Below are 12,294 nucleotides of genomic sequence, written 5' to 3'. Positions count from 1 at the left end.
AACTCATACCAACGAAACGATGAAAAAATTAATAATCATAGTACTTCTCCTGGTAGGTGTAGGAGCGGTAGCCTTCACGCTTTACAACAACAAGCAAGAAATGAACGAAGCGGCCACCCTTGCCATGAAGTCAAGTGAGTATATCTCAGTGACTGTGGAAAAAGTGGAGGAGAAGACCGTCAATAGAAATTTTGAAGCGAACGGGATTTTCGAACCATCGCAGGAATTGAAATTGATGGCTGAGACTTCTGGTGCGATCGTGAAGATCCAAAGAAGAAAAGGGGATTACGTGCGTAAAGGCGATTTGATTGTACAAATCGATGATCGATTGATACGTTCTGAATACACCATTGCTAAACTAAGGCGAGATCAAGCTGAGAAAGATTTGAAGCGTTTTGAAAATCTAGCAGCTACGGATGCGATCACTAAAAAGCAATTGGAAGAAAATGATAACGCTTTCAAAATAGCCGATGCCCAACTTTCAGCTTTGAAAAAGAGATTGGACGACACGCAGGTGACTGCTCCTATTGCAGGTTTTATCAATGAAGATTACTACGAAATGGGAACATTGGTGAGCCCTGGAATGCCTTTGGTAGACATTATCAACAAAAATCCATTGAAACTTTCCGTGAACGTCACTGAAACTGAAATTTCCAAAGTAAATAAAGGTGATGTGATCGCAGTGCGTGTCAACGCAATGGCCAATCAGGATTTCACTGGCAAGGTTCACTTCATTTCTGACAAAGCGGATGCCTCTTTCAAATACCAAGTGGAGTTGATCATGAACAGCAAAAACCAGGATGAAATCAAGCCAGGTATGTTTGGAACGGCTCAATTCAAATTCTCTCAAGAAGAGAAAGTGTTGAAAATCGATAGAAAATCAATTTCTGGAAGCTTAAAAGATCCGGGAGTTTACTTGATCAAAGACGGTGTTGCCGTATATCGCCCTGTGAAAATCAACCCATTGGATGACGGAACTGTAGAGATTTTGGATGGTTTGAAAGCTGGTGACGAAGTGATTGCTTCAGGTTTGATTAATGTGAAAGAAGGTACAAAAGTGAAAGTTCAGTAAACTATGCAAATCACTAAAATATCAATACAACGGTCGACCATGGTGGTCGTACTGTTTACCGTACTGACTTTGCTGGGGATTTTTTCCTACACGCAATTGTCCTACGAGCTTTTGCCAAAAATGGAAACCAATGTGGTGACCATTTCTACCATCTATCCCGGTGCTGCACCATCTGAAGTGGAAACTTCTGTAACGAAGAAAATCGAGGATGCGGTGGCTTCATTGGAAGGCATCAAATCCATGAATTCCATTTCTCAGGAGAGTATTTCTATTATCACGATAGAGCTGGAAGCTGGAGAAGACGTCGATTATTCCATGCAGGATGCACAGCGCAAGATCAACGCGATCTTGGGTGATCTACCTGAAGACGCTGATCCGCCGAGCTTGGGCAAGTTTGATCTGGATGATTTGCCAATTATGCAATTGGCTATTTATTCAGATTTGAAGCCTTCTGAGTTTTATGATTTGGTGAAAAATAAAATCCAGCCTTCTTTGGCACAGATCAAAGGTGTGGCCCAAGTGAATATGCTGGGCGGTACTGAACGTGAGATCAAAGTAAACTTGGATAGAAACAAGCTGGATGCCTATGGTATTTCGCCGATAACTGTAGCTCAGACTATCAATTCCAGTAATCTTGATTTTCCTACCGGACGATTGAAAGACAACGAAGGTCAGGTGTTGATCCGCCTTGCTGGAAAATTCCAGAACATTCAGGACATTGAAAATCTGGTGATCGCTTATCGATCAGATGAATCACCGATTCAGCTGAAAGAAGTGGCGGAAGTAGCCGATTCTTACAAAGACGAAGATATTCTTACCAGACTTAACGGTAAATCGGCTATTGGTTTGACTGTACAAAAGCAATCCGATGCCAATGCAGTGGAAGTTTCTGAAGTATTAGTGCAAGAACTCCAAATCTTGGAGCAGACCTATACTGCTGAAGGTGTTTCTTTCCAGATCTCCCAAAATACTTCTGAGTTTACTCTGGAAGCAGCCAATCATGTAATTACTGATTTGATTATTGCAGTTGTACTGGTGGCTTTGATCATGCTGTTGTTCTTACACAGTATCCGTAATGCAGTTATCGTGATGGTAGCTGTGCCGGCTTCCATTGTGGCGACATTCACGGTCATGTTCTTGGCAGGATTTACCCTGAACCTCATGTCATTGCTAGCACTTTCACTCGTGGTTGGTATCCTAGTGGATGATGCCATTGTGGTGATAGAAAATATCTACCGGCACCTGGAAATGGGTAAAACTATCGCTCAAGCTTCCTACGATGGTATTCGTGAAATTGGGGCAACAGTAGTTTCTATCACCTTGGTGATTATCGTGGTATTCGTGCCATTGGCAATGACCGGAGGTTTGATTGGAGGTATTTTGGCTCAGTTCAGTATTACAGTTGCGACAGCTACTTTGATTTCATTGCTTGTTGCATTTACGTTGATTCCGCTACTCACCTCAAGATTCTCGAAGCTGGAGCATTTGGATAAGAATTCCTTCTTTGGAAAAATCGTCTATGGGTTCGAGTCTGGATTGGATTCATTTGTGGATTGGTTAGTTGGAATTTTAAGATGGGGATTTGCGCATAAAGTCGCTTTGCTCGCAATCACTTTCGTCCTCTTTATTTCTTCTTTCTTCTTGGTGATCAAAGGCTTTATTGGTTCGGAATTCGTTTCTGAAGGTGATAGAGGGGAATTCCTACTGAGACTGGAGCTTCCAAAAGATGCAACCTTGGAGCAAACCAACTTTAAGACTCGTGAGGTGGAAGATTACTTAAGAACCCTACCGGAAGTGACCGAGGTATTTACGACTGTTGGTGTAGCTTCTGGTCAGTTTACAGGTTCTCAGTCTTCTCCTTTTACTTCTGAGATATTGGTGAAATTGGTGGATCCGGAACACAGATCGATGACAGGTCCTGATTATGCACGAACACTAGAGAATTACTTGGAGGAAAATATCACAGGAGCAGAGTACACAGGTGTTCCGATTTCCATCATGGGTACTGCGAATGATGCACCGATTCAAGTGATTGTATCTGGACCGGATAAGGATTCCATTCGAGTAGTTTCTGAGAAAATAGAAGCGATTCTTGCTGGTCTTAAAGGAACCCGTAAAATCGAGAGTTCTCTTGAAGATGGTAATCCAGAGATTAGAGTAGAAGTAGATCGCTACAAAATGAATGAGCTTGGTCTTTCCATGGATATGGTGGGTGGAGCACTTCAGGTAGCTTTCAATGGAAATGATGATTCCAAATTCACGGACGGTGATTACGAATATGACATTTTGGTGAAACTGAATGAGTTTGACAGGAAATCAATCTCGGATGTTCAGAACCTTACGTTCTTGAATAGAAGCGGAAAACTGGTGAAGTTAGAGCAGTTTGCAAAAGTGAATCAGTCAGAAGGTCCAACTAAGTTGGAGCGAAGAGACCGGGTTTCTTCCGTGAAAATCACTTCTCAGGTAGCAGGTGTGCCTTCGGGTACAGTCGGTGCTGAATTGACTGCAGCGATAGATGCCATGACACTTCCACAACAAGTTCAGATCAACTATGACGGTGACATGAAAAACCAAAGTGAAGGTTTCGGATCCTTGGGAGTCGCGCTATTGGCATCCATCATCTTGATCTATTTGATCATGGTTGCATTGTACGATTCATATATCTATCCACTAGTAGTGATGTTCTCACTTCCTATGGCATTGATCGGTTCCTTGCTTGCTCTGGCACTTACGAAAGGAACGCTAAGTATCTTCTCCATCATGGGTCTGATCATGCTGATGGGGCTGGTAGCGAAGAATGCGATCCTTTTGGTCGATTTCACTAATCAGCTGAAAGAAGAAGGAGTAGAGGTGAAAGCAGCATTAGAAAAAGCTGTGAAGATCCGTTTCCGACCGATTTTGATGACTACGATTGCGATGGTGATAGGTATGATGCCGATTGCTTTGGCAACTGGTGCAGGGGCTGAATGGAAAAACAGCTTGGCATGGGTAATCATCGGAGGTTTGCTTTCTTCCATGTTCCTGACTTTGGTCGTGGTTCCTGTGATCTACTATCTATTTGACAGATTTATGGTGAAAATCGGTAAAGGAGAGAAGAAGCACATCGAACTCGAAGATACTAATGTGGAAGAGTTTGAGTCAGAAGCTGCCGCATACGTTTAAGCAAAAATTGAATTAATTACCCTTGCTAGTCGGCAAGATTAGCAAGGGTTTAAACTATATACCCACTGAAATCGAATAAGTCTTTTTTCGAAATTTATCGAGATGAGCATGCTAGGTGAGATTCCCCTGAATTAAACTCGGGACAGGCTAGGTGGCCTTTGAAAAAATTTAAGCACATGAAAAATTATACTGATTTACGCAAAATCTCCAAGGTCTTCCATCAATATGGAATCGACCTGACAGGAAAAAGAAAATACGCTTCGTTTGAAAGCGATTTGAGAATGGACAAGGTTTTTGTATCCGGATTGATCTTCGAACTGGAATATGAATTGAGAAAACAGATTGAGGATGACAAAGTTGAAGGTGTGCAAGCACCCGCCCAGATTATTGAATTGTTGATGAGTTAATTAAAGTACAGGCGAAAAATCTTTCGTCCGTATTTACCAAAAAGAGTCCCGGGTGTCCGGGACTCTTTTTTTATAAGTTCTTTTTTAACCGCAAAGTCCGCAGAGGGGGCGCTGAGAGCGCAATCTAGAATTAGGCTTTCAGCAACATGCGAACTTCTAGTTTTCTTAAACTATTCCTACCCTCACAGTAAATGTTTTAAAATCTTCTCCCATCTCATTAGATTGTTTTTCACACAAAAAAAAATGGCTGATCGATAGACCAACCACTATTTTTTTCTGAGAATTGAATTTTACTCTTCCAATAAGGTGCTATTAAACAACTTTAGAATACGCTTGTATTCGTCTGTCCAAGAACTAGGCTCTACGAACCCGTGATCTTCCACTGGATAGATTGCCATTTCCCAATTATCTTTTCCTAACTCAATAAAACGCTGAGAAAGGCGAACCACGTCTTGGAAGTGAACATTGACATCCACCATTCCGTGAGCCATAAGTAGATTTCCTTTCAAGCCTTCCGCAAAGTAAATAGGAGAGGAACGACGGTAGGCAATCGGATCTTCTTCTGGAGTATTCAGAATGTTGGCGGTATAGCCGTGATTGTAATGTGCCCAGTCAGTTACCGAGCGCAGGGCAGCGCCTGATTTGAAAGTTTCAGAAGCATTGAATAGTGCCATCAAGGTAATAAATCCACCATAGCTACCTCCATATAAGCCAACTCGCTCTGGGTCTACTCCATGATTAGCAACTAGGTATTTTACCCCGTCAACTTGGTCAGATAGATCTTTCCCACCCATGTGACGATAAATTCCTGTTCTCCAATCACGGCCGTAACCAGCAGATCCACGGTAATCAATATCCAAAACTGTATAACCTAGATCAGTGAGTAAGTTGTGGAACATATACTCTCTAAAGTAGCTACTCCACCATTTGTGGACGTTTTGCAAATAGCCTGCACCGTGGACAAAAACTACTGCTGCTCCATTGCTTTTGGCAGGGTCAGGAGTATACAATCTAGCCGGAACTTGCGCTCCATCTTCTGCTGGGAATCGTACGATTTCGGGATCTCTCCAGTTGTATGCTTTGAATTCATCGCTTTGACCTGAAGTCAGTTGCTCAGCTTTTGCTCCTACTTTATTGTCTTGAAGATAAAGCTCAGCGGGCTTATTACTGTAGGAGTAGATTATGGCAAGCTTTTTTTCATCAGGAGAAAGAGTTACGTCATTATTTCCAGTCATGGAAGTGAGTTTTTGCATTTTTCCCCCCATCAAAGGCATTTTATAAAAATGACGCTCTCCCGGATCTACCTCAGAAGTAGTCAAGTACCAAGACTTTTTATCCTTAGAGAGAAAGGGGTCAAAAACCTCATAAGTCCCTGAAGTTAAAGCTTTCTTATCTCCAGTAGTTATGTCTAGCACATATAGATGTGAATATCCACTTTCTTCTGACTGGAAGTATATGTGCTTATTGTCAGGGAGCCACCCTAGCGTGCCACCATAGAAGGATCTTCCAATCCCAGGACCTGCAATCCAAGCTTCATCACGCTGTCTATCAAGTGTATTCAATTTTCCTGTGTGGAGATCAACTGCAGCGATCCAACGATCTTTGTTGTCTGCCGATCCAATATTGACAATTGCATTTTTTCCATCAGGAGAAAAATATGGACTCGATAAGGATACCTCTCTTTCTTCTTCCTTCCAGGTTTTATCTGGATAATCTGTCACATAATCCGGCAAATCTTTGATTCCAGGAAGGTCCGACGTACTGATAAAATAAACTGTATCACGAGTCAAATCATAAATCCCAACTTCCATTTTTGTAGGGGTTGTTCCTACTTTAGATCTCGTATTAAGATCAGTGGTATAGCCTGATGCATCCACATAATCAGGAACTATGGTGTTCTTATTACTTGAAGAAGTATATATGGAAAAGGTGGCGTAATTGCCGTCAGGTGACAATTGAAGGTTCACAGGGCTTTTACCTTCCGTATAGTAAGTGAATTCTTCTTCTTCTGAATCGCGAAAAGCATCACGATATTCGCGACGCATTTTATCCTTTTCTTTACGTTCTTTCACCACACTCAGTAGTTCCAGGTTTTCAGATTCAAGCCAAGCCACTTTTTCCTCCGCTGATTTAGATTTTTCTTTTGGCTTAGATTCGGTAGAAATGTTGGTGACTTTTTTAACAGTTTTGGTGGATCTGTTGAACACATAAAGATTGTTCTTAGATGCGAATGAGATTTCGTTTTCATTAGCCATGAACTTAGCATTAGAAAAGTTTTCAGGCCACTCTAATAGTAATGTTGACACGCCAGTAGCCATCGTCTCAAGCATCAGTTTTTTGCCTTCCTGAAATATTCGGAGCGATTTGTCTGCATTGAATTCTTCTCCATTTCGCTCATTGGCTCTCATTTCAGTCCAGCTCACTTTTGATATTGCTGCTTTATTGGCTAATGTAAGTTTGTACAGGGAATCGGCAGGATCATTTGCTTGATTGTATCTGAAGTAAATCGTCTGAGAATCATCACTCCAAGATGCAGAAGAAGGGAAAGTTCCCATCCACTTAGGATCTCGCATGATGTAATCTACGCTTAAAGTTGACTGCGCATGAGCTTGCAAAAAGACAATGCAAAGCAAAGCCAAAGACAGTAGTTTTCGCTGAATTTTCATTAGGGTTTTTATTCTGTGATTTAGTTTAGATCCTCCAGAAACAGTTTAAGTTCCTTTTCTATAGTAGATAGTTGAGTCTGTAGGTCATTATTGAGTACTAGGAAATCATTAGGATTGTTCTCCATTTCTTCCAATAATTTACGAGTTTTTTGAGCTCCTATGTAGCTCATGCTAGGTTTAGCTTTGTGGCATCGTTTTTTAATTGTTGGGAAATCATTCTGGTTGTGAAATTTATCTAATTCACTTAAATCTTTGATGTTGGTTTCTAGAATTATCTCAATCATCTCTTTAATCATCTCTGGCTCATCTTCGCCAAAGTACTGATAAATTGATTGCTCGCTTATTGATTGATACATGATCGGATGAAAAAGGGTATTGGAAGTAAAAAGTACGTTTGGTCCTGTCTTCATAAAATTAAACACAATTTTGAAAAAGTATAATTTTATGGCAGGTTCATTCAACATTTCATGAACAATGGTCTGAGAATTCTTATGATTGGTTAATTTTGCGTGTCATAGAATTAAATATTAATGCAAATGCAGCGGAATAAAAAGATCTTTTTGGTCCTGTTTGTGATTTTCATGTTAATCATGTTTTGGATCGGATATGATATTTCCCAGAGAACTACATTCCCAGGGTCAAAAGGAAACCTGGAACAACGCATAGGTGACGACCTTGACAAGGATGAAAAGTAGATAATTTCCCCCTTTGCTTTCAATTGCATAGACTAACAGCGCAATCCTGTTTTATAAAACCAACCCAATGGATAACTTAATGACTCGCCAACTCGACCTTATTTTACGTGAGGGAGAGGTAGATTTTGAGCGGGATTTTGAATTGGAATTAGAACCAAAATATTTAGACACAAAAGGTAGAAACTGGCTTTCAGAAATCTATTCTGACCTTGCTGGCATAGGTGAAATTCCTTTGTTGCAAAAGCTAAAGTTTGATTTTAAAATTGGCAGAAACCTTTTCGTTTATGATGAAGAATTGCATTTTAACAGGTACAGACAAGTAACTTTTAGGTCGGATCTATATGCTGAGTTAAACTTTCCGTTCACGGAAACGCAAAAAAGACTTTGCCGAACTTATGAGAAAGAATGCCTGAAGGTAGGAATGCAACAAAGAATATGGAATGGTCCTCCCGTTGCAAAGTATTGTTTCGGCGAGCCTAGTGAGCCAGGAGATTTCTCAGGAAATGGGGCAATAGGATGGAAGCTTACAGCGTATAATGATGCTCAATTTGACTTGCAGACTAGGATTCATGGGTACAAACTTTTTAGAATTACACCTTTCGAAACCCTGATGACCGGAGGATCTTTGAAGCGCTTGGACCAATTACTTATTAACCCAAAAGAAGAACAACGTGTTATGCTTTTGAATTGGTTTAATCGGAAATATCAGTCCTAAACAAAAAAGAGTCCCGAACATGCGGGACTCTTTTTTTCTTGATATGAAATCAAATTAGGAAAACAATCCGAAAATTTCCCGTTCTACTTTTTCCACTACGAATGAGAAATCTCCAGGATTCTCGACAAAGTCAAGGTTATTGACGTCAATTATCAGAAGGTTACCCTCAGTATAATTTGCAATCCATTCTTCGTAGTGCGTATTAAGATTTTTCAGGTAATCTATTCGCATTGTAGTCTCATAGGATCTCCCTCTTTTTTCTATTTGACCTACCAATTTGGGGATATCCGCTTTTAGATAGATTAAAAGATCTGGAGCTTTCACATGAGAAATCATACTCGAAAACAAGCTTTGATAGTTTTCATAATCCCGCTCTGTCAAAAGCTGACTTTTATATAGATTAGCCGCGAAAATGTATGAGTCTTCATATATTGTTCTATCCTGTATAGTAGGGGTGTCACTTTCTTGGATCTTCTTAATTTGATTGAAGCGGGAATTGAGAAAATAGACCTGTAGATGAAAAGCCCATCTTTTCATATCCTCATAGAAATCAGGAAGATAAGGGTTGTTGTCTACAGCTTCAAATTCAGCTTTCCAGCCATAGTGTTTGGCCAATTTTTCGGTGAGCGTAGTTTTTCCGCTGCCTATATTTCCAGATACTGCGATGTGCATGAGTTCTTATTTTGAAAAGCGAGGAGACACGATTGAATCTTTGCTTCCAGCCGTGTATTTATAAAAACCCTCTCCGGATTTCACCCCTTTATAGCCTGCCTGAACCATATTTACCAATAGGGGACAAGGAGCGTATTTTGGGTTGCCAAAACCTTCATGAAGGACTCTAAGAATAGAAAGGCAGACGTCCAAACCGATAAAATCTGCCAATTGCAACGGACCCATAGGGTGAGCCATCCCAAGTTTCATTACAGTGTCAATTTCACTTACGCCTGCCACACCTTCAAACAAAGAATAGATCGCCTCATTAATCATTGGCATCAGTATTCTATTGGCGACAAAGCCTGGATAGTCATTAACTTCCACAGGGTCTTTGGAAAGTTTACCGGACAAAGTCATGATCTTTGCAGTGACCTCATCTGAAGTTGCGTACCCACGAATAACTTCTACGAGCTTCATTACTGGTACAGGATTCATGAAATGCATCCCTATCACTTGCTCAGGACGTTTTGTAGCAGCGGCTATTTTTGTAATAGAAATAGAAGAAGTATTGCTAGCTAGAATAGCTGAATCAGGACTGTATTGGTCGATTTGGCGAAAAAGATCCAGTTTAATCTCCATATTTTCAGTAGCAGCTTCCACTACCAAATCGGCAGATTTCACTCCTTGATCTAATGCTGTGAAAGTTTGAATTCTACCTAAAGCTGCGATTTTGTCTTCTTCACTAACCAAACCTTTACCCACTTGTCTATCTAAATTTTTGGTGATAGTTGTTAACGCTTTATCTAAGAATTCCTGCTTGATATCAATAAGGCTTACGTCATAGCCATGCTGCGCAAATACGTGTGCTATGCCGTTTCCCATAGTACCAGAACCAATGACTGAGATGTTTTTCATAATAAATGATTAAAAATTAAAGTTAGAATTTGGGTTTAGATCCACCGGTTTTTATCAGTTGAAGACCTCAAAGCTACTCCCGACTTGTAGCAAATCCAATTTTTTAACTTTCGATCTTCGACTTTGTTTGTCACAAAAGTTCAGTTTCAAACTGCGATTATTAGCTACCTTTGCCACATGAAGGAACTAGGTTTAATTTCAAAATTACCCATCAATAGATTCACGGATTTCGGGGCTTACTTAGCCTTGAGCTCTGGCGAAGAACTTTTACTCCCAAAAGGATACCTCAAAGGCGAAGAAAAAGAAGGAGACGAAATCGAAGTGTTTGTATATACAGATAGCGAGGATCGGCCAGTTGCGGTGACGCAAAAACCTCTTGCACTTCTGGACGAGTTTGCTGTTTTGGAGGCCAAAGAAGTCACCTCTTTTGGAGCTTTTGTTGACTGGGGATTGCCAAAAGATCTATTTGTTCCCAAATCAGAAATGGGTAGAAATATGGAAGTTGGCCAGAAATACTTAGTTAAAGTTTGTGTGGACTTTAAGACCAATAGATTAATTGGAGTCAATAAGTATAGAGATTTTCTGCGCTTGGCTCCAATGGATTGGGAAGAAGGAAAGGAGCTCGAAGGAGTAATTTTCGAAGAAACTGATCTGGGATTCAAAGTCCTAATCGATAATGAGTACGAAGGCTTACTTTTTAAAAATGAAGTTTTCCAGCCTCTGGAGCTTGGCGAAAAAAGGAAGGTTTACATCAAAAAAAATCGCGAGGACGGAAAACTGGATTTGCAGCTATTGCCTCCTGGTCGGATAAAATATGATGAAGGGTCAGAAAAAATACTAGCAATATTAGAAGCTAAAGGTTTTATGCCCTTGCATGATAAGTCTGCTCCTGAAGAAATTCAGCAACACTTAGGCATGAGCAAAAAGCATTTCAAACAATGCATAGGACAGTTATATAAAGCCAGAATGATTCAAATAGAACCGGATGGTATTAGACTAAATGCATCGAATTAAGCTTTAAAATATCAGTTGGTGTACTACACATAATCGCCCTATTACGCAAAGTAGCGATGGGAGCTTTGATCAGATTGGGAGATTTGATCAGGATGTTCAGCCAGCTTTCTTCATCCCAGTTTTTACCAGCAATGAATCGTTGGTAGTCTGGATGGGCACGGTTTAGCAAGTCTTTAGCTCTTAAGTTTAATTTGATCAAGAGGCTATTCCATTGTGTAGCTGTTAGTTTTTCCTTGCTGATATCAATGGAATTGACAAATTGAGCTATAGACTTCGCATATGCGAGGGTTTGTTTGTCTACAGGTTGTGCTGGGCTATGATAGAAGTATAATTCTGAAGGATGAGTTCTCATGGCTTTTAGAGTTTGTTGCCTGTATAAGGTACTGAAAATCTATCTTTTATAAAAGAATTTATTTTCTATAAATGAATATTTTCATTAATTAACTTTTATGTATTTTGAAAATAGACCTTAAAAATTTCAATAAAGAGAGTAAATCAGAATATTCTTCTAATCAAAAATTGAAGGCTAGGCTCAAAAAAGTAAAGCCCAAGGTTTTGGATGAAAAATTCGGAGAACTGCATAAGGAAGCCTTTCGAGAAATAGATTGTTTGGACTGTGCAAACTGTTGTAAAACTACGAGTCCAATTTTTCTGAATACTGATATAGATCGATTGGCTAAGGTTTTTAGAATGAGAAGCAGTGCATTCATCGATGCATATTTACATCGAGATGAAGAAGGAGATTTTGTGCTTAATTCTTCTCCTTGTACTTTTTTGGGAGCAGATAATAAATGCCTGGTCTATGAGGATCGTCCAAAGGCTTGCAGAGAATATCCACATACCGATCGTAAAAAAATGCATGGTATTTTGGAGCTTTCACTTAAAAATACCCTCGTTTGTCCTGCAGTTTTCAAAATTTTCCAGCAGATTGGGAAGGATTATAGGAAGTAATACTTTTCTTTTGCTTTTTTGAAACCGTAAACCTATTAATAAT

Annotated in this window: 12 protein-coding genes; 7 read left to right on the top strand and 5 right to left on the bottom strand. The window is 40.0% G+C overall.

Annotated elements, in window-relative coordinates:
- Positions 1–19 precede the first annotated feature (19 nt).
- The 3 genes from AACZ87_RS05280 (at position 20) to AACZ87_RS05270 (ending at position 4,641) form a co-directional block, all read left to right on the top strand.
- Positions 20–1,072, top strand: a complete 1,053-nt coding sequence (locus AACZ87_RS05280; RefSeq protein ID WP_339865545.1) for an efflux RND transporter periplasmic adaptor subunit — start codon at positions 20–22, stop codon at positions 1,070–1,072.
- A 3-nt stretch (positions 1,073–1,075) separates the two neighbouring features.
- Positions 1,076–4,234: an efflux RND transporter permease subunit gene (locus AACZ87_RS05275; protein WP_339865544.1), complete on the top strand. Its 3,159-nt coding sequence runs from the start codon at positions 1,076–1,078 to the stop codon at positions 4,232–4,234.
- Between the two features lie 176 nt (positions 4,235–4,410).
- Positions 4,411–4,641 (top strand): acyl carrier protein, encoded by a 231-nt coding sequence (locus AACZ87_RS05270; RefSeq protein WP_283411039.1) that lies wholly within the window; start codon positions 4,411–4,413, stop codon positions 4,639–4,641.
- 290 nt (positions 4,642–4,931) lie between these two features.
- Here AACZ87_RS05270 and AACZ87_RS05265 read toward each other — a convergent pair whose 3' ends face one another.
- Entirely contained in the window at positions 4,932–7,307 is a 2,376-nt protein-coding gene (locus AACZ87_RS05265; RefSeq protein WP_339865542.1) for a S9 family peptidase, read from the bottom strand.
- A gap of 20 nt (positions 7,308–7,327) precedes the next feature.
- A complete protein-coding gene (locus AACZ87_RS05260; RefSeq protein ID WP_283411036.1) occupies positions 7,328–7,717 on the bottom strand; it encodes an Hpt domain-containing protein in 390 nt (129 codons plus the stop codon).
- Positions 7,718–7,843: 126 nt separating this feature from the next.
- On the opposite strand from AACZ87_RS05260, the gene AACZ87_RS05255 reads away from it, so the two are divergent.
- A complete protein-coding gene (locus tag AACZ87_RS05255) occupies positions 7,844–8,002 on the top strand; it encodes a hypothetical protein (RefSeq protein WP_339865541.1) in 159 nt (52 codons plus the stop codon).
- A 79-nt stretch (positions 8,003–8,081) separates the two neighbouring features.
- The gene (locus tag AACZ87_RS05250) at positions 8,082–8,717 is read left to right on the top strand and encodes a hypothetical protein (protein ID WP_339865540.1); all 636 of its coding nucleotides are present in this window, start codon (positions 8,082–8,084) and stop codon (positions 8,715–8,717) included.
- A gap of 54 nt (positions 8,718–8,771) precedes the next feature.
- Here the strand turns inward: AACZ87_RS05250 and AACZ87_RS05245 are convergent, their stop codons facing one another.
- Together AACZ87_RS05245 and AACZ87_RS05240 are read right to left on the bottom strand one after the other, a co-directional pair.
- Complete coding sequence (locus tag AACZ87_RS05245; RefSeq protein ID WP_339865538.1) at positions 8,772–9,389, bottom strand: deoxynucleoside kinase; 618 nt, start codon at positions 9,387–9,389, stop codon at positions 8,772–8,774.
- A gap of 6 nt (positions 9,390–9,395) precedes the next feature.
- The gene (locus AACZ87_RS05240) at positions 9,396–10,286 is read right to left on the bottom strand and encodes a 3-hydroxybutyryl-CoA dehydrogenase (RefSeq protein ID WP_283411033.1); all 891 of its coding nucleotides are present in this window, start codon (positions 10,284–10,286) and stop codon (positions 9,396–9,398) included.
- A gap of 177 nt (positions 10,287–10,463) precedes the next feature.
- On the opposite strand from AACZ87_RS05240, the gene AACZ87_RS05235 reads away from it, so the two are divergent.
- Positions 10,464–11,300 carry a S1-like domain-containing RNA-binding protein gene (locus AACZ87_RS05235; protein WP_339865536.1) on the top strand — a complete coding sequence of 279 codons (837 nt, stop codon included), beginning with the start codon at positions 10,464–10,466 and terminating at the stop codon, positions 11,298–11,300.
- Here the strand turns inward: AACZ87_RS05235 and AACZ87_RS05230 are convergent.
- On the bottom strand, positions 11,278–11,652 hold the full coding sequence (locus tag AACZ87_RS05230; protein ID WP_339865535.1) for a glutaredoxin: 375 nt from the start codon (positions 11,650–11,652) through the stop codon (positions 11,278–11,280). The two genes, AACZ87_RS05235 and AACZ87_RS05230, sit on opposite strands and share 23 nt — an antisense overlap.
- A gap of 110 nt (positions 11,653–11,762) precedes the next feature.
- Here AACZ87_RS05230 and AACZ87_RS05225 point away from each other — a divergent pair, with 110 nt between their 5' ends.
- Positions 11,763–12,251: a YkgJ family cysteine cluster protein gene (locus AACZ87_RS05225; protein WP_339865842.1), complete on the top strand. Its 489-nt coding sequence runs from the start codon at positions 11,763–11,765 to the stop codon at positions 12,249–12,251.
- Positions 12,252–12,294 lie beyond the last annotated feature (43 nt).

The organism is uncultured Algoriphagus sp. (genome assembly GCF_963974365.1).
Taxonomy (GTDB): domain Bacteria; phylum Bacteroidota; class Bacteroidia; order Cytophagales; family Cyclobacteriaceae; genus Algoriphagus.
This window is presented reverse-complemented; position numbering and strand designations above follow the sequence as displayed.